A 23,066-nucleotide genomic window follows, 5' to 3' on the forward strand; every position below is an offset into this window, starting at 1 on the left:
ACAAACGACACCGCCCGTCTGTTTCGCAACAGACGGGCGGTTTTGCAGCAATCAAGGAATGATCAGTGCTTGGTGAGCTTATCCAGATAACCCATGGCAAATGCCGAAATCACAAACGTCATGTGGATGATCACGTACCACATCAGGTGCTCGGGATCGACGTTCTTGGCGTCCATGAAAATGCGCAGCAAGTGGATCGAGGAAATCGCCACGATCGAGGCCGCCACTTTCATTTTCAGCGACGAGGAGTCCATGGTGCCCAGCCAGCTGAGCTTCTCTTTGCCCTCGTCGATGTCCAGTTGCGAGACGAAGTTCTCGTAGCCGGAAATCATCACCATCACCAGCAGGCCGCCGACCAGCGCCATGTCGATCAGCGACAGCAGGACCAGAATCAGATCCGACTCGGCCATCGAGAAGACGTTGGGGAGGATGTGGAAAACTTCCTGGAAAAATTTCAGTGCCAACGCCAGGAGTCCGAGAGACAGCCCGATGTAGATCGGCGCCAGCAGCCAGCGCGTGGCATACATTGCATTTTCGATAAAGCGTTCCATTGAATCTCACACAAGGGGGGTTGTAATGGGGGGCGAGTATACCAGCCCCCTGTGACAGCCAGAAACCGCCTGAAAATCCGCCACCAGCGCACGTGTGCGGCAATTTTTTCTGCTAGTGTCCAAACCATTGACGGCCCAGCGAAAGCGGACAGGAAAAGTGGAAATGGATGTGCGATTGCCGATAACGATTGCCGGAATTTGCTTCACCCTGCTCCTTGGCGGTTGCTCGCAAGGTGACGAAAAGCGCACCGTAAGCCTTGAAGAAAAAACCGCAAAATTCGAACAGTCACTGGACGCCATCACCGATCCGAAGCTCAAGGACGCCGTCACCGAACTCGGCGGTTCGCTACTGTTGCTCGAACGCGCACAGCTCAAGCTCGACAGCAATCCGGCACAAACCGAATACGGCGAAGACGCTCTCGGCGTGCTCAAGCACTACCCCACCCCGCAAGCGCTGGTTGATACGTTCATCAAGGGTCTGTTCGTGCTGCACAAAGATGCCAGCTCCGATTACCTCACCGATCTGCAACCGGTTTTTCCTTTCAACCTGAACATCCCCGGTGGTTTCCTGTTCCCGCATGGCGTGGAATGGCAGTCGGTAACGTTGAGCAACAAGCGCGTCATTGCTTATCAGCCGGAATGGTCGGAAACCGATCCGGGCATCCAGCTCAGCCCGTCCAGCTCCAACGTTACCAATCCCGATGACCTGACCGTGACCTACCCGTTCATCGATGGTCTTGGGGTGGACAAAAAGACCTTGCCGCAACCGGTGCGCCTGCAAGGCCAGGTCGAAGTCATTGCGCCGCGCCGCTTGTACAGTTTTGACCTGACGCAGAAAGATGTCGGTCAGACCCGCACCAACGACAATCTCAGCGTCAAACTGCTCAAGCTTGAAAAGAACTACGCCGAAGTCGAATTCAGCAACAACCTGCCCCTGGCCCCGGAAGTCGCTGACGCCCAGCTCAATCCGCTGATCGTTCAAGCGCGTGATGGCACTGGTCAATACCTGGTGCGTGCCGGTTCGATCAACGAAAGTCCGGAGCAGGTTTCCTTCTACCAAAAGCAACTGACGCACCTGCAACAGCAAAAAACCTGGAGCGACGCGCTGGAAAAGCAGCTCAGTGCCGACCAACTGGCGTTCGAGCAACAACACCCGCGCCGCTACAACAAGGTCTACTTCAATGGCCCGATCGAGACGCTGGAAGTCAGCCTGCTGGATTTTTCCTCGGTAACCGTGACACGCAAAGCGCTGGATCTGCCAATTCGCACCTTCAGCCCACACACTATGGAAAAAACAATCCAGCCATTGGACTTGCCGATTGTGGTGTATGACGATCTGGCCACGAACTGGCTCAAAGGCGCGAGCCTGACCGAGGATCAGTTGAAGGCAGGCGTGCGTATTCAACAATCGGTGGAGGACTCGAGCGCTGCGCGCATCGAGTTTTCTCACCGCCGCACCTTCAACGACGAACTGCTGGGGGACGACTTCAGCCCTGGGGTCAGCCCGGTGACGTTCTTCACCGAAAAGCGCAGCGGTAAACTCGATGAACCGATCGAGCTACCGCCCGAGGCTTATCAGGTCGATCCACTGCAAGCGACGATCACCTACGACTTGAACCTGTTCCCGGATACGCCGGCGATTGCCGTCGGCTCAATGCCGCTGTTTCTAGCCTCGGTCGAGAAAAAAACCTACGACGCCAAGTCTTTGCCCAAAGGTCTGGAGATCAGGAACAACACGCTGGTGGTCGACTTGAAGCTATTTCCTGCCGATGAATGGCGGTTCTTCGTCAAGGACGACAGCGGCAAATACCTCAAGCAGATTCTCTCGGTCAGCCACGATGCGAGCGCAGAAGGCCCGGCGCTGTTTGGCGTGCACTACTTCTATGGCCGTCCTACCCACGTGGAAACCTATCAGCGAACCAACCTCGCCACCGTGCAATACGGCTTTGAGGTCAAGCTCGACAAGGCGCAGATGCCTGACACCGCGCCCTAACCGTTGAGGCTACGGCCGCGCCCGCCGTTGATCTGCCGAAGCTGGGCTTGCAGGTGCAGGCTCCAGATCTGCGGGTCGTCGGCCAGTTCATAGCCGTGCAACGTCAGACTTTCAACGATGGTGTCGAGAATCGACTCGGCGGCAATCGGGCCGTGGAACGGACCCTGGGCTTTGATGGCGGAAGGTTGTTCACCGGCCATGCCGGCAGCGAAGAGCAGCGTCCACATGCCGTTATCGCCGGCCAACGGTTTGATGGCACATTCGATACGGGTCACGAGACCCAGGCATTGACGGGTGAGGCAGAGGTTGCGCGACATGGCGGCGACCCTCGGTGAAGCCGGTATTCAGCCCTCTCGGGAGGACTGGCTCGATCCAGTGATACTGTCGATATCCTTGAGCTGAGAATAGAAGAAAAGTCCGCCGCGCAAGCCATATGAAACCAGAATGCGCCGAATGGTCATTGTGTGAATATTGGCGTCAGAGTGATGGCACTTTTCACGAAGATCAGCGCAAAAATCAATCTGGAAAAACACTGTGGGAGCGAGCCCGCTCGCGAATGCGAAGTGTCAGGCAACTTAATCGTCGTCTGATACAGCGCTTTCGCGAGCAGGCTCGCTCCCACAGATTTACTGCATGAAGGCTCAGGCAGGCTTGGCTTCTACCAATGCCTCCTGCGCCAATTCCTTCTCGGCTTCCTTGAGGTCGTCTTCGCTGATCATCTCGGCAATATCGCGCAGGCGTTCCACTACTCGCGCATTGATGCTGCCCTCCGGGAATTCACCATCGGCATTCGGCTCACCGGCCGGTTCACCGACCAGCAGGCTCAACGCTTCGTCGGCCTGACGCACCGCGTACACGTGGAATTGCCCTGCGCGCACTGCCGCCAGCACTTTCTCATCGAGCATCAACGTAGCGACGTTGGCCTGCGGAATGATCGCGCCGTGCTCGCCGGTCAGGCCGCGCGCTTCGCAGAGGCGGAAGAAGCCTTCGATCTTCTCGTTGACCCCGCCCACCGCCTGCACTTCACCGAACTGGTTGATCGAACCGGTGATCGCGAAGCATTGCTTGAGCGGGGTTTTCGACAACGCCGAAATCAGCGTGCACGCCTCGCCCAGCGACGCACTGTCGCCGTCGACGTAACCATAGGATTGCTCCAGTGCGATGCTCGCGGAAATCGCCAGCGGGAATTCCTGGGCGTAACGGCTGCCCAGATACCCGGTGAGGATCATCACGCCTTTGGAGTGGATCGGCTGGCCAAGGTTGACCTCACGCTCAATGTCGACGATACCGCTGCCGCCCGGGTACACCGTGGCGGAAATCCGCGCCGGCACACCGAATGCCGAGTCACCGACTTCAAGCACGGTCAGCCCGTTGCATTTGCCGACCGCCGCGCCATCGGTGTCGATCAGGATGATCCCGGCGAGCATGTCATCGAGAATCCGCGCCGACACGCGCCCGGTGCGGGTGGCCTTGGCTTTGAGGGCTCGCTCGATGTGACCGGCATCGGTCATTTCATCACCGGCCAGATGCCGGATGAAATCAGCCTCGCTGACCAGTTGGAACAGATCACCGATGCGCGCCGACAAACGTCCCTGGTGTTCGGCCAGACGTGCGCTGTAAGTTGCCAGACGCGCGACCGCATCGGCCGTCAGCGGCGCCATGCCCTCTTCCGAAGTTCGGGTTTTCAGCAGCTGGGCAAATTGCTCCAGGCTTTCGTCGACCATCGGGATGTCTTCATCGAAGTCGACCAGAACGCGGAACATCTCCTGGAAGTCCGGATCAAGGTCCTGCAGCGTGTAGTACAGCGACCGCGCGCCGATGATGATGACTTTGACCTGCAACGGGATGTGCTGCGGGTTGAGGGTCACGGTGGCGAAGCGGCCCATCTCGCCCAGCGGCGATTCCATTTTCAGCTTGCGCGATTGCAGGGCGCGCTTGAGCGCATCCCACACGAACGGCTCGCTGAGCATTTTTTCCGCTTCAAGAATCAGGAAACCACCGTTGGCGCGGTGCAAGGCACCCGGACGCAACTGGCGATAGGTGGTGTAAAGCGCGCCTTGATCAGTGGTGTATTCAATGCGACCGAACAGGTTTTCGTACGTCGGGTGCGGCTCGAAAACCACCGGCGCGCCACCGCTGACCGGATGACCGACAACCAGACTCGGCGCGTATTGTTCTTCCAGCAGCTTGCGGGCGACGGCGTCGGTCTTGCTGTCGTCGACCAGTTGCTCGACCACGGTTTTCAGCAGGTACACCTGCATCGCTTGCAGGTAACCGCAGACCGCTGCGTTCTCCGCGTACTTCTCGGACAAGGGCGACAGCAATGGCTGCAAGGCCAGGGTGATGGTTTCTTCATTGAGCGAACGCAGCTGATTGTTCGACTCGCGCTTCCACTGCGGCAGGCTGGCGAGTTCTTCGTTCAGGCGCTCTTCGAGACCGGAAATGTCTTCGTGAAAACGCTCGCGATCGGCTTCCGGCAACTGGGCGAATTCAGCTTCATCCAGTGCCTTGCCGTCGAGCATCGGTGTGAAGGCGATGTTGCTGCTGTCGCGATACAGGGCAACGTCTTTTTCCAGGGCCAGACGCTCGATGATGTCGAGGGCCTTGTCGTAGCGCTGGTTGAAGGCGCGGTCGATGGCGCTTTTCTTTTGCTGGTAGGACGGGTGCTCGAAGACCGCCGGAAAAGTCGCCAGCAGGTTGTCGATCAAGCCGTTGATGTCACCGATGAACGCGCCGGCCGTGCCCGATGGCAACTCCAGTGCGCGCGGTTCGCGCGGTTCATCGAAATTATTCACATAGACCCAGTCCGCCGGGGTCTGCAGGCGCTTGCCTTCGGCTTTCAGGTAGCGTTTGACGAACGAGAAGCGACCGGTACCGGGCTCGCCCATGACAAAGACGTTGTAACCGGGGCGTGGCATGGCCACACCGAACTGCAAGGCTTCGACCGCACGTTCCTGGCCGAGCACACCGCGAAAGGGCTCCAGATCATTGGTGGTAGTGAAGCTGAACTGTTCAGCGGAAAACGGACGGGTAAGCGCTTCGGGCGCTAGACGCAAGCTGGCAGCAACAGGATCAGGCATCGGGCTTCCTTAACAATCAGGCGGGGCAGATAGCGGCATTCTGGCGCTGCCTGTACCCCACTGGCAAGGCGCGCCATGTGACAAAGCATAGACAAACGCCCGTCCCGTGACCCGCCCCCTTGAAACCGGGGTTTATTCCAAATATTTTGCAAAAACTCACGGAACCCCAGGAACGTGCCTAAACTCCAAACTGCGCGGCTGGAACTAATACCGGCCCACTGGCACCGTCAGGAGCCAGAACCCTGTCCATTGGTATGCACATAAAGAGATAAAAGCTATGAAACGGATTCTTCTCGGTACTCTCTTCACCGCTGTATCCATCAACGCAATGGCGCAAGCTCCAGGCGGCCCGGATTGCGGTTGGGGCAACATGCTGTTCGAAGGTCAGCGTGGCACCCCGGCTCACTTCCTGGCATCCACCACCAACGGCACTTCCGGTAACGCCACGTTTGGTATGACCTCCGGCACCAACGGTTGCTCGACCAACGCGTCGCTGACCTATGGCGGCAAATCCTGGTTTGCCATGAATGGCATGATGAACGAGCTGTCTGAAGACATGGCCAAGGGCAACGGCGAAGCGCTGACGACCTATGCCGTGGTACTGGGCGTGGCGCCGGAAGACCGTGCGCACTTCGCTGCTGTGACTCACGAGCACTTCCAGCAGATCTTCAGCAAGGCTGACGTGACCGCTGAAGACGTGCATACCAACACCCTGTCCGTGCTGAAATCAGACCCACGTCTGGCCAAGTACGCAACGCAGGCTTAAGCTCGACCCTGCCCGCTTCCTTCGGGGAGCGGGTTTTTATTTTTTCGGCCCGTCCCTCCTTGGGCTTTTGTTTTTTTCCTGTTTAAGTTGCCGACTATGCTCAAACGCCTTGCCTGGCTGGCGCTCTGTGTCTGCGCCCCGCTGTCCGCCGCGCCAAACATCGACCCTCAACGTTTGCAGCAACTGGCCAATGACCGTTTCTGGATTTCCCTCGGTCATTACGAAACCGCCAAGCTTGGCGGCTGGCGCAGCTATGTCAGCGACAAGAAATTCTTTCTCGCGCCCGATGGCAATGAACACCCCGACCGTGAGCTGGCCGCCACCGTGCAAGCGTTGTACGCCCCGGCCAGTCTCGGTGAGCAGCACGCGCAATGCGTTTATCCGGCCCGCACCCGTTGGTTGAAAACGCAGCTCAACCTGACCGACCTGCCGATGCCGGCGTGCGCCGAATACAAAAAGTGGTTCAAGGACGTCTCGCCGCACAGCGCGGTGATGATCTTTCCGGCAGCGTATCTCAACAGTCCGTCGTCGATGTTCGGCCACACCCTGCTGCGTATCGATCAGGCTGACGTGCAAAGCGACAAGACCTCGCTGCTCAGTTACGCGATCAACTTCGGCGCCTACATCGAAGGTTCGGACAACAGCATTCTTTACGCCTGGAAAGGCTTGATGGGCGGCTATCCGGGGCTGTTTGCGCTGGTGCCGTATCAGGAAAAACTCTCCGAATACCGCAGCCTGGAAAACCGCGACTTGTGGGAGTACCGGCTCAACCTGACGCAAGAAGAAACCGCACGCATGGTCGAGCATGTGTGGGAGTTGAAGCAGATCCAGTTCGACTATTTCTTCTTCGACGAAAACTGCTCCTACCGTCTGCTCGAACTGCTGCAAGTGGCCCGGCCGAGCCTGCGCCTGACCGAACAATTCCCGCTGACCGCAATCCCTACTGACACGGTCAAAGCCGTTAAAGAAGCGGGTCTGGTAGAAAGCATCGAATACCGCCCGTCCCGTGAACGCGAATTGCTCAGCCGCGCCGAACCGTTGACTGACGAAGAACAGCAATGGGTGCTAAAAGTCAGCGCCGAGCAGCAGGTGTTGCAGGAACCGGCCTTCAAGGCCCTGCCCCGCGCCCGGCAAGCGCTGATCATCGACGCCGCGTATCGGCTGGAGCGCTACCGCGCCAACGGTCAGGAACGTGATCCGCAACGGGCGCAGCGCAGCTTTGAACTGCTTCGGGCGATCAACAAGAACCCGGCACCGGAGCTGGAAATTCCTCGTCCCGGTCTGCCGGAGGATGGCCACGAGTCGCGCACCTGGCAGGCCGGCCTCGGTACTCGCGGCGACCGTGCGTTCGCCGAGTACGGCTTGCGCATGGCGTATCACGACCTCAACGACAACGCCGAAAGTTTCCCGCTCGGAGCGCAAATCGAAATCCTGCAGATGAAGCTGCGCCAGTACGAAGGCAATCACTGGCAATTCCAGCAACTAGATCTGGCGACCATTCGCTCACTGACGCCACGCAACGAGTTGCTGCAGCCGCTGTCGTGGCAAGTCACGGGCGGACTTGAGCGCGTACCGGGCAAGCATGATGACGAAACCCTGGTCAGCCACGTCAATGGCGGCGGTGGCGGTACGTGGCAATTGGGTGAAGATGTGCTCGGTTTTGCCCTCGGCACGGTGCGCGTCGAACACAACAATGACTTCGCCGAGTTCGTTTCCCCCGCCGGCGGTTTCAATACCGGCGTACTGTGGAAAAACCCGCTGGGCAACCTGAGCCTGGAGGCCAAGGGTGATTACTTCATCAATGGCGAAGTGCGTCGCAGCCTCAGCCTGAATCAGCAGTGGGAGCTGTCGCGTAACCTGGGTTTACGCCTGAGTGCGCAGCGCGAGTTCAGTCATGTGGCAACACCTGAGACTGAAGTGATGCTTGAGGTGAAGTGGTATCACTACTAAAAGATCGCAGCCTGCGGCAGCTCCTACAGGGGCAAATGCATTCCAAGTGTAGGAGCTGCCGCAGGCTGCGATCTTTTGATCTTTCTTTCACACCCCATCAACGAATCCCCTTCTAGACTCACCCCATAAGCCGTGTGACGGCTCGGGAGAGTGCGATGTGGCGGTGCGTGGTTTCGCTGGGTGTTTTGCTATTGCTGAGCGGTTGCCAGACCACTCACGAGGATTTGATCGCCAAGGGTTATCCACCGGCCTTTGCCGACGGGTTTGATGACGGTTGCGTCAGCGGCCGACAAGCCGCCGGATCGATCAGCGGCGAGTTTCGCAAGAATGTGCCGCGCTATCTCAAGGACAAGCAATACGCCGAGGGCTGGACCGACGGTTTCCGCCAGTGTCAGGCGATGCTGGAAAACAAGGATCGCAACGACTATCGCAACGAGCACTGGGACGAGCGCGAGCGCGCCTGGCAGCAGCAGAAAGATCAGGGCGCCGCGCGGGCCTATCGCTCGCAATAGGTCGTTTGCAGACATCCGATGAAACCAAATCCCTGCGAGCATGGCCCAACCCATTAACGGGGAGGACACCATGAGCCGTGCTTTCGTCAACGAAGACAACGCCGCCGCGCAAGCCGATCAGCCAGTCGAACGGCAGGTCAGCGCGCAGCCCAATTACGTCACACAACAAGGTCTGCAACAGTTGCAGGCGAAAGTCGCCGAGCTGCAAGCCTTGCACGCCGAGCAAACGGCAAAAGGTGAACAGGCCGACAAACAACGTCAGGCCGATCTCGAACGAGACTTGCGTTATTTCAATCAGCGCCTCGGCAGCGCACAAGTCGCCGTCGCCGCGACGTCTACAGACAAAGTGCAAATCGGCAGTTGGGTTGACCTACGCCGACGAACACGACACCGAACGCCGCGTGCAACTGGTCGGTGAGGATCAGGCCGACGCAGCCAAAGGCCTGATCAATTGGGGCTCACCGCTGGGCCGGGCCCTGCTTGGCACCCGGCTCAACGACGAGGTGCTATGGCAGCGCCCCGCCGGCGATCAAATGATTGAAGTGATTCGCATCGAGCCGGATCAGACCACTCCCTGAGCAAGCATCGCGTCGGCGACTTTGACGAAGCCTGCGATGTTCGCGCCTTTGACGTAGTTGATCCGCCCGTTCTCTTCGCCGTAATGCACACAGGCGTGGTGGATCGACTGCATGATCGCGTGCAACTTGCTGTCCACCTCGCCCGCCGTCCACAACAGGCGCATGGCGTTCTGCGACATTTCCAGACCGCTGACGGCCACGCCGCCCGCATTGGATGCCTTGCCCGGCGCGAACAGAATCCCCGCCTCGATGAAGATATCCACAGCCTCCAGAGTGGTCGGCATGTTCGCGCCTTCGGCCACACACACGCAGCCGTTGCGCAGCAGCACGCGGGCGGATTCGGCGTCGAGTTCGTTTTGCGTGGCGCACGGTAGCGCTATGTCGCAGGCCAGCGACCAAGGCAACTGACCGGCGCGGAACTCCAGGTTGTAGGCTGCCGCCAATTCGCTGATCCGTCCGCGCTTGACGTTTTTCAGTTCCAGCAGCGCCAGCCACTGTTCTTCGCTCAACCCGGCTTCGCAATACAACGTGCCTTCGGAGTCGGACAGGGAAATCACCTTGCCGCCCAGATCCATGACCTTGCGCGCGGCGTATTGCGCAACGTTGCCGGAACCGGAGATCGCCACGCGTTTGCCTTCAACGGTCTGCTCGCGGCGCTTGAGCATTTCTTCGGCGAAATACACGCAGCCGAAACCGGTGGCTTCCGGGCGAATCAGGCTGCCGCCATAAGCCATGCCCTTGCCGGTCAGCACGCTGGTGAACTGGTTGCTCAGGCGCTTGTACTGACCGAACAGGAATCCGATTTCCCGCGCGCCGACGCCAATGTCACCGGCAGGCACGTCAACGTCGGCGCCGATATGGCGATACAGCTCGCTCATGAACGCCTGGCAGAAACGCATGACTTCGGCGTCGCTCTTACCTTTCGGATCGAAGTCCGAGCCGCCCTTGCCGCCGCCCATTGGCAACGAGGTGAGCGAGTTTTTGAAGGTCTGCTCGAAGGCGAGAAACTTCAGCACGCCCATGTTCACCGATGGATGGAAACGCAAGCCACCCTTGTACGGTCCGATGGCGCTGTTCATCTGGATACGGAAACCGCGATTGACCTGGACCTTGCCCTGATCGTCGACCCACGACACGCGAAACACCACCGCCCGCTCCGGCTCACAGATGCGCTCCAGAATCCCTGAGGTGAGGTAACGCGGATTGGCCTCAAGAAACGGCCACAGACTGCGCAGGACTTCTTCGACAGCCTGGTGGAATTCGGGTTGATCCGGGTCGCGTTGTTTCAGGCGTGCGAGGAAGGATTCGACGGATTCGATCATGGAAAAAGTCTCGGCAAATTTATTATCGTTGGAAGAAATTGAGCCGGACTGTAGCAAACGAATTGCGCACAGGAACAGCGCAAGATGTCGCAGTTATGAAATTAAATGGTGCACAGGATATAAATCAGAAGCCTTTTCAGGGATTTTTTGCACCTCAATGACGATTACCAACCTCGACGATGCACCAACAGTTACACCCCAATCGCTGGCAAGCCAGCTCCCACAGTTTCAGCAGTGCTCACCCATTCCGGGCACATCACAAATCCTGTGGGAGCTGGCTTGCCAGCGATGAATCCACCTCGGTACCCCCGAAAAAATCAAAGCAAAAAAAACGGAGCCCGAAGGCTCCGCTTTTTCATGCAACCAACCCGAATCAGGCCAGTTTTTTGTGGCGTACCCGGTGTGGCTGGGCCGCTGCTTCGCCGAGACGCTTTTTGCGGTCGGCTTCGTACTCGGTGTAGTTACCTTCGAAGAAGATCGCTTGCGAGTCGTCTTCGTACGCCAGGATGTGGGTCGCGACGCGGTCAAGGAACCACCGATCGTGAGAGATCACAATCGCGGCGCCCGGGAAGTCCAGCAGAGCCTCTTCCAGCGAACGCAGGGTTTCAACGTCGAGGTCGTTGGACGGTTCGTCGAGCAGCAGGACGTTGCCGCCCTCTTTCAGAGTCAGCGCCAGGTGCAGGCGACCACGCTCACCACCGGACAGGTCCTTGACGAACTTCTGCTGATCGCCACCCTTGAAGTTGAAGCGACCGACGTAGGTACGCGACGGGATCTCGTAGTTGCCGATGCGGATCTGGTCAGAACCGTCGGAGATCTGCTGGAACACGGTTTTGCTGCCATCGAGGTCTTCGCGGCTCTGGTCGACGCACGCCAGTTGCACGGTTTCGCCGACTTCGATGCTGCCCGAATCCGGTGTTTCCTTGCCCATCAGCATGCGGAACAGGGTCGATTTACCGGCACCGTTACCGCCGATTACGCCGACAATGGCGCCCTTCGGCATCGAGAACGACAGGTTGTCGATCAACACGCGATCGCCGTAGCCCTTGGAAACGTTCTTGAATTCGATGACCTTGTCGCCCAGACGCGGGCCGGCCGGGATGTAGATCTCGTTGGTTTCCGAACGCTTCTGGAATTCCTGCGATTGCATTTCTTCAAAGCGTTGCAGACGAGCCTTGGATTTCGACTGGCGGGCCTTGGCGCCTTTGCGCACCCACTCCAGTTCTTCTTTCATGGCTTTTTCGTGAGCCGACTGCTGCTTGGATTCGGCAGCCAGACGATCGGACTTGGCTTCAAGCCAACCCGAATAGTTGCCTTCGTAAGGAATGCCCGCGCCGCGGTCGAGTTCCAGAATCCAGCCAGCAACGTTGTCCAGGAAGTAACGGTCGTGCGTGATCGCAACCACGGTACCCGGGAAGTCGTGCAGGAAGTGCTCCAGCCACGCCACGGAGTCAGCGTCCAGGTGGTTGGTCGGTTCGTCGAGCAGCAGCATGTCCGGAGCGGACAGCAGCAGACGGCACAGGGCCACACGACGTTTTTCACCACCGGAGAGGAATTCGACCTTGGCGTCCCAGGCCGGCAGACGCAGCGCGTCGGCGGCGACTTCCAGTTGACGGTCCAGGTTGTGGCCGTCGCTGGCTTGCAGGATCGCTTCGAGCTTGGCCTGTTCGGCAGCCAGTTTGTCGAAGTCGGCATCTTCTTCAGCGTAAGCCGCGTAGACCTCGTCCAGGCGTGCCTGGGCGTTCTTGATCACGCTGACCGCTTCCTCGACCACTTCACGCACGGTCTTGGTCGGATCAAGTTGCGGCTCTTGCGGCAGATAACCGATATTCAGGTCCGGCATCGGACGGGCTTCGCCTTCGAACTCGGTGTCGACGCCGGCCATGATTTTCAGCAGCGTGGACTTACCCGAACCGTTGAGGCCGAGCACGCCGATCTTGGCGCCGGGGAAGAAGGACAGCGAAATGTTTTTGAGGATTTCCCGCTTCGGCGGAACAACTTTGCCCAGCCGATGCATGGTGAAGACGTAAGAGCCTGTTTTTCCTGCTTTGTCAGTTTTGGACATGGTTTGATTCGCCTTTAATCCTGTATTTTCAGTGCTTTGAGGGTAGAGACAGGCGCTTAAACTCTGGAAATAAAACGTTAAGTTTTGCGCTGACCGTCCGATACCCCTGACTATACTTAGAAAAGTTATGTTTTATGAGGGAGCTACATGGGTTTCCAGGTCATAGAGCAGGTGGTGAATGCTGCTCGAAGAAAGCTGTTGGTGCAAGACTACATTCCTGTGTACTACCCCAACCTATACATCACCATGGAGCACTCGGGCAGAGCCCTCGAAACAACCAAGAAATACCTTGAGCATCTGGCTGTGTTTGAGGAGTTTCTGGCGTTTTCCTCCATTGATCTGATTTCTCACCTCGAACAGCGCCCTCACAGCAGGTACCTGACAGACAGTGAGCTTTCCAGGTTTGTGTCGGACGCGGGGTTCAGCAAGCAAACCTTGGCCATGAAATATGCGGGGATGCGTTTGCATCCGACTGCCTACAAATCCGTTGGCAAGGTCCACGCACAGCAGCGAATCGAGGCTGTACGCGACTATCTAGCCTTTCTCTATGACAAGCTGGGTGATCACTCAACACGATATGAGGCGGTTGACGATCTGAAGAAGCGCATCAACCGCAAGATCAAAGCGGCCAGACCTGCGTGGAAAAAAACGCGAACGAAAGAAATGAAGGGGCTTACGAGTCAAGAGCGAACTCGATTGCTGGAAATCATGCATCCAGATCACGCCGAGAACCCCTTTTCAGATGAAGCCATCAGACTGCGTAACTACATCATTTTGCTGCTGGGCCTCGACATGGGGCTACGACGCTCCGAGATGCTGCTGATCAAGACTAGCGATATTCACTGGCACAGTCGTCAACTAGCGGTGGTCAACCTTGAGGATGAGAGCCTCGATCCACGAACGATGGCCCCGCAATTCAAAACCAACGAGCGCATGCTGGTGATGACCGATGACTTGTATGACGCAATAACTGAGTACGAATCGAAATATCGCCACAGAAAGCTCCGTAGCGGTGCATCGCTAGCGAGAAGGCATCCGTTTTTGCTGGTGGCGCACAAGCGAAATGAGGGCGGACCTCTGACCATCAAGGCAGTGGATGGCGTTCTGTCCAGAGTCCGCGAAATAGCGCCGGAACTGGCTCATGTGCACCCGCATATTCTGAGGCATGACGCGGTTTGCACGATGCTGGAAAGCATGCGTGAGGAACTTGCACTGCTCACGCCGGAGGACCGCATAACGCAAGTCCAAAAGACCCTAACCTGGATGTTCGGCTGGAGTCCCGACTCGAACATGCCCGGCCACTACGGCGCGAAATTCTGGAAGGAAGAGGCAGACAAAGCAATTCAGAAACGGGCCGAGCGGTTTACGGCAAGCCGTCAGAAAGCCGACACGACACGAGGAGGTTCATAGTGAACATTCCCGTCGAAGCACTTCAGGCACCAAAGCAGAGCACCCTAGATGCGTGGCTGAACACGCCTCGCCTGGCGAAATGTGGGGAGGTGTTCACGCCCGCTGACCCCATGTGGAAACCGGATAAGTCGGCTAGTGATTCAGTTAACTGGAAAGCGGCTATTGCCTGCGTCTCGCCGGACTGGCGGCCTTGGTTGCACGCCGCCCTGGTGTACCGAATGGGCGATGTGGCAGCGCGCACGGTTGCTAACACTGCCAGTGTGTTGTCGCGGGCTGCTCAGGCTGGGCTTGACCCGCTCAACGAGGATCAACTGATCGCACTGCGGGAGCGCTTTAGCGATAAAGAGTTTAGTGTCATGGCCTCCTTCATAGCGTTTTGGCACGATTGCGAATCCCTCGAACAGCGCCCGTCGCAATCCCTGATCGATGCCTACAAGGAATTGCCCAGGAAAAAGAATTCCAGCAACGATGTGATCCTTAGCCTAGACCCCGAAGAAGGCCCGCTCACACAGATCGAGCAGGACGCGCTGCATCAATGGATACATGAGCAGTTTTGTCACGGGCAGTTAGATTTCGAGCAGTACATTTACCTGCGCATGTTGATGATTTACGGACAGCGTGGCTATCAGGTGCGAATGATGGTTTTTGGTGACTTCACGGAGAGCGAGGTCAAGTTTCATTGGGCAAAGCAAAAAGGCGACGAGGCGGGTTGGCGAAAAAAATCCGAAAGATTTAGGCTGGATGAGGACCTCTACAACACAGTGCAGGCCTACAAGGCAATGATTCTGGCGCAACTTTGGCAAACGTACCCAAACGGTGTCGATTGGAATGTAGCCATCCAGAATGTGCCGCTCTTTCGTAAGAAGCTGGATCGTGATGCAGCAGAAGCTTGGAAACGGCGGTGGAATCCCCCTGTGTTGCTCGATAGCCCCCTTCAAAAAGCCCTCGAAGACGCGCCGCAGCCCCTCTTTCATGTCGGATCAGGCACGGTCAAGCAATGGCTTCGTCACATCGAGCGGATGGAGAGTTTTCCAATTTCGCCTCGCACCCATCAGCCGCTGAAAGTGACGGGGCACCGGTTCAGGCACACCCTCGGCACGGACCTTTCCAATGCGGGGCTGAGTGAGTTTGCGATAGCCCGCGCATTGATGCATAGCGATACTCGAACAGTGCGAAAGTACCGCGCCGTGTCGACGGAGTTGCTGGCGTTGATCGACGCGAAGATGAACAACCATATGGCCTTGATTGTGAATGCGTTCACCGGGATCATCGTCACAGATCTCACCTCAGCCATAAACGGGGATCGAGCGGATCGCCTAATCGAGGATGTGGCAGTGTGCGGTGCCACGACCGCCTGCCTTCTCGATGCGCCGTATACCTGTTATGCATGCGGAAAATTCCAGCCCCTTTTGCACGCCAATCACCGCGAGGTCCTTGAGCGATTGGAGCGTCGCCGGGAGCAAACCATTGCCACGGATAAAACGACCGGCGTGCTATGGGATCGGGCCATTCTCGCTTGCCGAAAGGTTATTCTGGATTGCGAGGCCATGCGCCGATCATCGGACTCAAGGGCACAGAAGAATGACTGAAGCGTTTGATTCTGAACCGCCGAATAACATTGTTGATTTTAATCCCAAGAGCCAGCTGGATGCGGAGGCTCACCTCGTGGCGTTTATCGAATGGGCAAAAAACACTCTGCCCAAAGGCATTCCCAATCGAGTGAACGCGAGTATTCGCTGGGAAGACGGCAGTTGGCACCCGCATGGCCTCTCAAGCTGTAGCTTCACGGCGCTCGGATCGACCTTATCTGCCCGAAAGACGATGCAGGCACCCTTCACGGAATTTACCAAAGCCATACTGGTGTACCGAAGGGTGTATTTGCAGAAAAAGGGGATGAGTGACTGGATGAACGCTCTTAGGGGGCTGGAAGTCGCCCTGTTCGAGTTGACCGGCACGCTGGATGTGACGCGGGTGTCCGCCGCTGTCTGTAATAATGCGTGCGAGCACATGAGACGTCACTGGACGAAAGGAAACACCGCATACGTTTACAGTAAGTCACTTGAGGCCATCATCGCCCTGATGCTGGCCAAAAAACTGCTCAAGTCGGATTTCCGGTGGACATCTCCGCTGAGGCAGAGCCAGAGAGGCACGCTCAAGCAGCAAAGAGAGGATCGGGAAAAGAAGCTGCCTAACCCTGAAGCGATCAGAGCCCTCGGGGAAGTGTTCACAAACGAATTGACCAGCCACCTCGACATCGTAGTGACATCCGCCTGTGCGCTGTTACTGAGTGTACCCAGTCGCGTGGGTGAATTGGCGGATCTTCCATTGAATTTCCTGCTATTCAAAGAGGATGCCCAGGGCAATCGGCGCATGTTCCTGCGCTGGTACGCGGAAAAGATGAACCAGATGACGGCGAAGCCCGTCGTTATCCCTGAGATGGAGCCGGTCGTCGAGCGGGTCATCATGTTACTGAAACCGATCACCGATGAAGCGCGGGCTTACGCCGCCTGGCTGGAAGACCATCCCGATGAGTTCCCCCCCCACGCAGGAGTGCCACCCAAGGGAGCTGATGAACCGCTCACATACGTCGAAGCTTGTGCCGCGCTGAAACTCGCCGCTCATAAGGGGCACGCGCGATCAGTATTCAATGTCAAGTTACTGAAAAGCCTTGAGAAGCAAAAGGCGTTGAGCCCCGCCGTCCGAGCGCTCTTGGCCGAGATCCGTGACGGGTGGGATTCCAGCAAAGGGAAGAGAATACATGTTAAGGGAAAGCTTGGGGTCCAGGGTTGGGAGTTTGACGACCGATGTGTGATCACGCTACGCAGACTCAATATGCTGTTGCGGGAGAAGTATCTTCCAAAGGATTTTCCATACACCACGCCGTACACGGAGGGCAAAGCTCGGTTGAAGTACCGTGATGCGTTGTTCACCATGCGCACGGGAGCACTGGCTGGAGACTCAGGTACATCTGGTGCGCAACACGGGTTTGGCGTGGAGATAGCGGCGACCACTAGCCGAATGAATGCGCAGTTAGGAGGTAGTAACAACCCAGCAGTGAAAAGCCTGTTCGAACGCTATGGTTACCCCGGCGTCAAGGTCAACACGCATGCGTTTCGGCACGAATTGAACACGCAGATGCGCAAGGCCGGTCTGTCGCAGCTCTTGATTGATGCTTTCTCCGGGCGCTCGTCGATGGGATCGGTCTACAACCATGAAACAGTCGAGGAACGCACCCAAGGGGTTGCGGATTATCACCCCAAAACGAAGCACGGCACCGCTGCCCTGCGTCTGGACAAGGTTAAAACCAATCAGCCTCTGAGGCTTGCAGATGTAAGGGAACTGCGCGAGGGTGAGCAGGATCGCATTATCCATCAAACCCATCTCGGCGTTTGTGTGCACAACTTTGCTTCCGAGCCCTGCCCGAAAATGGGCGCCTGCTTGGACTGCGGGCGGCTCGGATGCGTCAAAGGGGATGACGTGAAGCTTGGCAACCTTAAGGAAGAACGCGACGATCTTAAACGACGCCTCGATAAAGCCCTGGATGCGCAGTCTCGGGACGTGTTTGGGGCATCGGAGTGGGCCAAGAAACTGGGTGAGAAGCTCTTTAAGTGCGAGGAGCTCATCCAAATGCTGGAAAACCCCGGACTCGAAAAGGGTGCCATTGTGTGGAACGCTGATAACGGTTGGACGCTGACCAAGAACGCCGTCGCAATGTCAGGTCTGATCGCAGTCAAAGTCATTGAAGAGCACCCAGCGCAAGAGGCGTTATCATCGTTAGATGACGTCTTGGCTTTGCTGAATGAGATTGAGGGTTAAAGATGGGGCATTTAACGCCAAAGGATGAGAAGCGCATCATAAAGCTGATTGAGGAATGGTCAGAGCCGAAGCTGACCTGGCCTTTGCTCGTTGAGGCCTGCAAACAAAAACTGGGTATCAGTCGTGCTCGCCAGTCGCTGATGAATCTACCTGCCGTGGATTTAGCGATGAAGAACTGCAAGGCGGCATTGAAGGCTCAGAAGCTTAAGCCTGGCTGGATTAGCGATATTCAGGCAGCCAACGAGCACATTGAGAAAGTGACAGCGTCCAACCAGAAGCTGTTAGCCGCTGTTCGAGATATGCATAGCCGATTTTTGATCTGGCAAGCCAATGCAGATATGCACGGGCTAACGCAATCAATGTTGGAGCGGCCGGTTTCACAGCTTCAGAAGAGGACCTGATCTCATTTGAAAGATAACTACCTTACCCAATGCAGGCGCCTATGCGCGGTTCCGCACGTACGGATTTGTGCGGGGGATGACTGCTATTCGTGCCGCAACCAGAATTTTAGCCCAACAAAAATAAGCGCCGCTGAGCAGCCTTTTTTATCGAGCTAATCATACTCTTCCACTTAAGCTTCATAGAATATAATTTCAAATATCAACATTATCTTTATGGAACTGTATAGATGGTAAAAATGTAATCTGCACTCTAGGAGATGGAATATTTTTTTCTACACGAGGCAGATCTTTCAAAACTATCAGTACGCCATTTGGAATTGATTGAACCTTGTCCTCCCCCAACTCCGTAATTGGTTCTCTCGAAAAGCCGTCTATCATGCCCTCTTTAAACTTTACAAGAGTACTGAATGACTCAACGCTTTTCAGAGCTGCAGAAATATCGGTTACGTTCTTTATTAAGCCGTTTGGAAATCCCTCTTTCAATAGCATTTCACTCAGACGATCTGATAACCAACGATGAAGTTCCCCAGAAAAAAGCAGTCGTTGCTTGATTGAGCTAGCGATTTTTTCGCTGCGCAGCACGGCCAAGACAGAACTATTATTCAAACTAACAAAATAATCAGAAAGTTCAGACTTTGCAGAAAACACTCGAATTTCAACAGCACCAAAAAAAACACGATAACCTGGAACAATTGGGACGCCAATACGGCCTAATTGATGAAGCGCTGTGTGCTGAACCTCTAAAGCATAAATTTCGTTAAGTCGCCCCAAATAGGAGAAGCCCAACTCTTTACTTAACGTTTTTTGATCGACGGTAAGGAGATTTTTATTCCCCCACTCGATCTGGGTAAACTTTTCGCCATTTCTTATTAAGATATCACCATCAGAACCCATCTGTTTTATTGTAGCGCGCAGCAGTTCAATCTCAGTAGGTTCGACTTGTCGCCCGCTACCTTGAACACATAACACCTGGCCATTTGTAATTTTTCCTTGTAACAAATCACAAGTTTGGGATATAACCATTAAAAAAGTTGCATCCGGCGCATTGACGATAGCTTCCTTTCCACTACCGTTAGATTTTTTTGATGACAGCTTTACAAAAAGATCGCCAAAACGAATTTGTCTTTGCTTGTTCTTATTCCTAAAAAGTTCCCCTGATGCAGGTTTAACAGAGGAAAAATCAGAAAACAAATTAGACACGTTTTGCGTTGGCTCACAGTGCCCTAGCAATACCTCATAGCTTTCCGGTGGAAGATCCATAGACTTCTCGGCCAGTGTGATATCTTTCTGGATTGAAGCGGTCAAAAGCTGACCCGAGAGCCACCCCAAATAGTCAGACAAAGGTTCTTTCTCTGTGACCAATTGAGCAGTATAAAGAGTAGCTAAGTCCTCCAGTTCCAGCCCTTCAATTTGCTCAAGGAGATTGTGCGCAGCTGACGAGATAGCTCTCTCAAGGCTGACATGAACACTTCTAAATTTCTTTAATTCACCCTCCTGAAGAGAAAATGTATCTACGGCATCAGAAAACTCTGCTTCTGCCGTTAACTTTCTTACAAACCGAAAAAAACCTCCAGGAGTTGAAGAACTTTTGCGAAAGTTATAAGCATCACTCTCCGCTAAATTAGGAAGACTAGAGATAAGGATTACGAAAGGATGAGTACAGCCTTCCTCTTGTTTTGCGCGAGTGATTACTGATTTTAAGAATGCAATACTTTCCGCAACCTTTCCTTCAATATCATCCGGCACCTCATTACTAAGAAGGTAATCTATAATTATTAATGAAACATCTGTTTCAACAAGATCTAAATCTGGAAGAGCAGGTGTTTTCACCACGCTCCACCCTTTACTTTTTAAAATCCTTTCAATTTTAGACAAAGGCTTATGATGCTGGCTAAGCTCTTCAACCAAATCAGAAAAAACGTGCTTAACTAGCTGGTTCTTTGATGGTGACTTATTGCGTATACTCCAGAATCTCAGAATCTCTTCTGGTTTAGAGGTAAGAGGTTCAAAGTATAAGCGTCCTGAAGGTTCACCATCCAGTCCGAACTGCTCATCAAACCAAACTCTGGTCTCAACATTATCCTTTAGAAATCTTCGCAACTGCACAGTTTGCTTCTGGAAATCAGAAACAGTAGGGCGTGCAAAAGCATCATCGATAAACAATGCTTTTCTTTTCAACTTCCTTGTAGCCATTTTTATTTGCTCTCAAATCCAAATACAAAACCAGCATGAGCATCTCGAGAATCTGCTTTAATAAGTGATACCGAGATATTATTTTCAGCGCACAAGTTTTTTACTATATACAATCCGATCCCACGACCTGACGGCTTTTTACTAAAAAAGGGATCGAAAACTTTCTCGCCATCGGCTTTTCTTATACCAGGCCCGTTATCTCTAAAAATAATTTCTCGCGCATTAACATCGACTAAGATTTCTATACAGGGCAAATAGGTATTTTTTTCACCATTAGCCTCAAGAAGCATCGCGCTGTGGTGTGTTAACCAATAGACTGAATTGGATATCAAATTTTCAAAAATTTGATACATCTGGCCTTGAACGACCGTAGCAAAAAAATGGCTAGGCTCTTCAAATGAAACGTTAATCTCATGCCTCTCAAACTGAGAACTATGGGCCTCCAATAAAGTTTGTATTACCTGTACAACGTCCGTACTTTCTTTTCTCTGTCTCCCAGGAGTGCTAACCGGGTCGAGTATCCTCAAACGCTTTTCAAGTGTTTTAAGCTGAGCATTTAATGACTGTAAAGATGGAGGAAGCTTATTAAAATTCACCTTATTGAGGTCGGCTAACGTTGAACGAGTCATCCGATTAAGCTCATGAACTACGAACTCCATGAGCATTCCAGCGCCAGCAAGATGAAGGTAGACATCCGACTGATCTTGCTGCTTTCGAATCGTAGTTTTAGCTTTAGACCAAGCTGCTTCTAACTCCTCTACGTAGCCGCGAAGAGCGTGCACTGTTTTCTCTTCATCTGGAAGCTGCCTTGCTAACTCACGAAGTTGAGCCCTAGCGTCTTTGGAGCTTTCTTTAACCTTATTATCTATCTCCTTTATACTGGACATAGACTTGGAGGTACTTTTTAGCTCATATTTTTTAACAAGGGCTCCGAGCTCTTTCCATATTACATATTGAAGGCATTGAACAAGTTTTTTTTGCTCTGGTGAGTCACAAAGACCTTGTCTGTTGGTTTGATCTTTCAGAAAAGGGTTATCTCGTGAACTAATTTTCACTCGACCGACAAATTGGCCTCGGTTGAGCTTAAAAGAACGCTGCTTGAGAGCTTTCTGATCCAGCTGAAGCCAGTCGTCATCGGGATCTGCATAAGGATAAACTCGATAGCCATCCCTGTACATTAACAAGCCACCGGCCCACTGAGAGAGCCACTCACCAAACTCGTTGTATTTCTCGGTAGGTAGCTCCCTCCTCTTTCTCTGCCTATTAAACCAGTAACCGACAGCGCTAAACTCGCCTAACGTTTGGATCCCCGCAAATCGTGCTGGGCCATTTTCCGTACCGCCCTTATACAAAGGCTGATCTATATCTGCAAGAAGGCTATATAAATCATCACCTGCAGAATATATCTCCCCAGAATCGATCAACTCGTCGTCAACATTCTGGCCATCCTTTTCTGGAACTCTGAACTTTGCGATGCCTTTAATAACAGGCTCTCTCACTCCATTGTTGTCTCTATAGGAAAAATCAATCTTAAAATACCCGTGCCATCCGGCCAGCCAATCCGGATTCATTTCCTCGATCACATCGACATCTTTTCCATTAAAGCTAATTCTTAAATCGAGTACAGATGCCTCAAGATCAAAAGGGTCTTGAAGCTTAGACAGTTCGGATTTAGAAACTTGGGAAACTCTTTGGAATGACCAATCACTTCGTATGTCACTAATTCGAATTAGAGTGCCATTGGGTTTTACACTGTTCTTCTTCTTGCCTTTTTCAGCCTTTACACTAAACGCACCGAGATCGAGGTCAATATTATCACCAAGTATCTTCCAGTCTACGAACAGATTCGACCAATTAGTGTCTTTTTTTGTGCCAGTAATTAGCTCTAACTTCTCTCCGAGTCGCATCGCGGAAAGTCTACCGATTCCTTTCTCACCTAATATAGGACGCTTTCCCTCGGAATCTTCGCCCACTAGCCGCTCGCTTGCTCTATGCGGCGTACCTATGGTCAAGAAATTTTTATCTAAGTCAGCGTGTGTCATCCCGCTTCCCCAGTCCTCCACCTCAATATAAGAGTGCTGACAATAAAAATCCCTAAGAGCGACTAAAGAATCAGTACGATTAAGCCCTGACAGCTTCTGCACCAACGACTCTCGAATAGCAAGAGGTGTACTTGGTTCAAAAAAACGGGTTAGATTACTTATAAGCAGCGTATCGGGAATAAAATCTTCCTGTCCATTTTTGATACTAGATACAAGAGCCTGATATCCAGAAGCGGTTAATGCGACGTTTATACGCACTTCAATTTTTGGAGTCCCGGCATCTATGGAGTTTTTAATCAGCTCGTAAAGTGCTACTCCATCAGAACTGATAAGCTCTGCTCCTAGCTCCAGCAAGACTCTAGCCTTCACTTTGAATGACATATTACA

16 protein-coding genes and 1 pseudogene are annotated in these 23,066 nt (G+C 54.2%); 10 read left to right on the forward strand and 7 right to left on the reverse strand.

All coding sequences use genetic code 11. The features are described 5' to 3' along the window. Positions 1-62 precede the first annotated feature (62 nt). The gene (locus AB4P97_RS19340; RefSeq protein WP_042561155.1) at positions 63-551 is read right to left on the reverse strand and encodes a TIGR00645 family protein; all 489 of its coding nucleotides are present in this window, start codon (positions 549-551) and stop codon (positions 63-65) included. 163 nt (positions 552-714) lie between these two features. Here AB4P97_RS19340 and AB4P97_RS19345 point away from each other — a divergent pair, with 163 nt between their 5' ends. Further along, positions 715-2,544: a hypothetical protein gene (locus tag AB4P97_RS19345; protein ID WP_395601481.1), complete on the forward strand. Its 1,830-nt coding sequence runs from the start codon at positions 715-717 to the stop codon at positions 2,542-2,544. On the opposite strand, the gene AB4P97_RS19350 is transcribed toward AB4P97_RS19345, so the two are convergent. Further along, a complete protein-coding gene (locus tag AB4P97_RS19350; protein ID WP_042561157.1) occupies positions 2,541-2,861 on the reverse strand; it encodes a hypothetical protein in 321 nt (106 codons plus the stop codon). The two genes, AB4P97_RS19345 and AB4P97_RS19350, sit on opposite strands and share 4 nt — an antisense overlap. A gap of 324 nt (positions 2,862-3,185) precedes the next feature. Next, positions 3,186-5,624, reverse strand: a complete 2,439-nt coding sequence (locus tag AB4P97_RS19355; RefSeq protein ID WP_042561158.1) for a Lon protease family protein — start codon at positions 5,622-5,624, stop codon at positions 3,186-3,188. A gap of 277 nt (positions 5,625-5,901) precedes the next feature. Here AB4P97_RS19355 and AB4P97_RS19360 point away from each other — a divergent pair, with 277 nt between their 5' ends. The 4 genes and pseudogenes from AB4P97_RS19360 (at position 5,902) to AB4P97_RS19375 (ending at position 9,430) form a co-directional block, all read left to right on the forward strand. Beyond that, a complete protein-coding gene (locus AB4P97_RS19360) occupies positions 5,902-6,390 on the forward strand; it encodes a DUF3015 domain-containing protein (protein WP_042561159.1) in 489 nt (162 codons plus the stop codon). Positions 6,391-6,486: 96 nt separating this feature from the next. Then, positions 6,487-8,340 (forward strand): DUF4105 domain-containing protein, encoded by a 1,854-nt coding sequence (locus AB4P97_RS19365; RefSeq protein WP_042561160.1) that lies wholly within the window; start codon positions 6,487-6,489, stop codon positions 8,338-8,340. Between the two features lie 155 nt (positions 8,341-8,495). Further along, positions 8,496-8,852, forward strand: coding sequence for a hypothetical protein (locus AB4P97_RS19370; RefSeq protein WP_042561161.1), 357 nt, complete (start codon positions 8,496-8,498; stop codon positions 8,850-8,852). A 70-nt stretch (positions 8,853-8,922) separates the two neighbouring features. Next, positions 8,923-9,430: pseudogene (locus AB4P97_RS19375) on the forward strand (GreA/GreB family elongation factor). Here the strand turns inward: AB4P97_RS19375 and gdhA are convergent. After that, positions 9,415-10,752, reverse strand: coding sequence for an NADP-specific glutamate dehydrogenase (gene gdhA, locus AB4P97_RS19380; protein WP_395601482.1), 1,338 nt, complete (start codon positions 10,750-10,752; stop codon positions 9,415-9,417). The pseudogene AB4P97_RS19375 and the gene gdhA overlap by 16 nt on opposite strands. Here gdhA and AB4P97_RS19385 point away from each other — a divergent pair. Beyond that, on the forward strand, positions 10,751-11,044 hold the full coding sequence (locus tag AB4P97_RS19385) for a hypothetical protein (protein WP_395601483.1): 294 nt from the start codon (positions 10,751-10,753) through the stop codon (positions 11,042-11,044). The genes gdhA and AB4P97_RS19385 overlap by 2 nt on opposite strands. Positions 11,045-11,125: 81 nt before the next feature. Here AB4P97_RS19385 and ettA read toward each other — a convergent pair whose 3' ends face one another. Continuing rightward, entirely contained in the window at positions 11,126-12,817 is a 1,692-nt protein-coding gene (ettA, locus tag AB4P97_RS19390) for an energy-dependent translational throttle protein EttA (protein WP_395601484.1), read from the reverse strand. 147 nt (positions 12,818-12,964) lie between these two features. On the opposite strand from ettA, the gene AB4P97_RS19395 reads away from it, so the two are divergent. Genes AB4P97_RS19395 through AB4P97_RS19410 form a run of 4 tightly spaced genes read left to right on the forward strand, consistent with a single transcriptional unit; the run spans position 12,965 to position 18,444 of the window. Further along, positions 12,965-14,227: a tyrosine-type recombinase/integrase gene (locus tag AB4P97_RS19395; RefSeq protein ID WP_395601485.1), complete on the forward strand. Its 1,263-nt coding sequence runs from the start codon at positions 12,965-12,967 to the stop codon at positions 14,225-14,227. Continuing rightward, positions 14,227-15,816, forward strand: coding sequence for a tyrosine-type recombinase/integrase (locus AB4P97_RS19400; protein WP_395601486.1), 1,590 nt, complete (start codon positions 14,227-14,229; stop codon positions 15,814-15,816). The genes AB4P97_RS19395 and AB4P97_RS19400 overlap by 1 nt, the downstream gene beginning before the upstream one ends. After that, positions 15,809-18,043 carry a hypothetical protein gene (locus AB4P97_RS19405; protein WP_395601487.1) on the forward strand — a complete coding sequence of 745 codons (2,235 nt, stop codon included), beginning with the start codon at positions 15,809-15,811 and terminating at the stop codon, positions 18,041-18,043. Before AB4P97_RS19400 ends, AB4P97_RS19405 begins: the two co-directional genes overlap by 8 nt. A gap of 2 nt (positions 18,044-18,045) precedes the next feature. After that, a complete protein-coding gene (locus AB4P97_RS19410; protein WP_054997658.1) occupies positions 18,046-18,444 on the forward strand; it encodes a hypothetical protein in 399 nt (132 codons plus the stop codon). Between the two features lie 192 nt (positions 18,445-18,636). Here the strand turns inward: AB4P97_RS19410 and AB4P97_RS19415 are convergent, their stop codons facing one another. Together AB4P97_RS19415 and AB4P97_RS19420 are read right to left on the reverse strand one after the other, a co-directional pair. Continuing rightward, positions 18,637-20,637, reverse strand: coding sequence for a hypothetical protein (locus tag AB4P97_RS19415; protein ID WP_395601488.1), 2,001 nt, complete (start codon positions 20,635-20,637; stop codon positions 18,637-18,639). A 2-nt stretch (positions 20,638-20,639) separates the two neighbouring features. Continuing rightward, a complete protein-coding gene (locus AB4P97_RS19420) occupies positions 20,640-23,060 on the reverse strand; it encodes an ATP-binding protein (RefSeq protein WP_395601489.1) in 2,421 nt (806 codons plus the stop codon). Positions 23,061-23,066 lie beyond the last annotated feature (6 nt).

It is taken from the genome of Pseudomonas sp. A1230, assembly GCF_044218825.1.
Lineage (GTDB): Bacteria > Pseudomonadota > Gammaproteobacteria > Pseudomonadales > Pseudomonadaceae > Aquipseudomonas > Aquipseudomonas iridis.

Coding starts and splice junctions, on each gene's coding strand:
- AB4P97_RS19340 (WP_042561155.1), bottom strand. CDS start 551: ATGGAACGCTTTATCGAAAATGCAATGTATGCCACGCGCTGGCTGCTG.
- AB4P97_RS19345 (WP_395601481.1), top strand. CDS start 715: ATGGATGTGCGATTGCCGATAACGATTGCCGGAATTTGCTTCACCCTG.
- AB4P97_RS19350 (WP_042561157.1), bottom strand. CDS start 2,861: ATGTCGCGCAACCTCTGCCTCACCCGTCAATGCCTGGGTCTCGTGACC.
- AB4P97_RS19355 (WP_042561158.1), bottom strand. CDS start 5,624: ATGCCTGATCCTGTTGCTGCCAGCTTGCGTCTAGCGCCCGAAGCGCTT.
- AB4P97_RS19360 (WP_042561159.1), top strand. CDS start 5,902: ATGAAACGGATTCTTCTCGGTACTCTCTTCACCGCTGTATCCATCAAC.
- AB4P97_RS19365 (WP_042561160.1), top strand. CDS start 6,487: ATGCTCAAACGCCTTGCCTGGCTGGCGCTCTGTGTCTGCGCCCCGCTG.
- AB4P97_RS19370 (WP_042561161.1), top strand. CDS start 8,496: ATGTGGCGGTGCGTGGTTTCGCTGGGTGTTTTGCTATTGCTGAGCGGT.
- AB4P97_RS19385 (WP_395601483.1), top strand. CDS start 10,751: ATGGAAAAAGTCTCGGCAAATTTATTATCGTTGGAAGAAATTGAGCCG.
- gdhA (WP_395601482.1), bottom strand. CDS start 10,752: ATGATCGAATCCGTCGAATCCTTCCTCGCACGCCTGAAACAACGCGAC.
- ettA (WP_395601484.1), bottom strand. CDS start 12,817: ATGTCCAAAACTGACAAAGCAGGAAAAACAGGCTCTTACGTCTTCACC.
- AB4P97_RS19395 (WP_395601485.1), top strand. CDS start 12,965: ATGGGTTTCCAGGTCATAGAGCAGGTGGTGAATGCTGCTCGAAGAAAG.
- AB4P97_RS19405 (WP_395601487.1), top strand. CDS start 15,809: ATGACTGAAGCGTTTGATTCTGAACCGCCGAATAACATTGTTGATTTT.
- AB4P97_RS19410 (WP_054997658.1), top strand. CDS start 18,046: ATGGGGCATTTAACGCCAAAGGATGAGAAGCGCATCATAAAGCTGATT.
- AB4P97_RS19415 (WP_395601488.1), bottom strand. CDS start 20,637: ATGGCTACAAGGAAGTTGAAAAGAAAAGCATTGTTTATCGATGATGCT.
- AB4P97_RS19420 (WP_395601489.1), bottom strand. CDS start 23,060: ATGTCATTCAAAGTGAAGGCTAGAGTCTTGCTGGAGCTAGGAGCAGAG.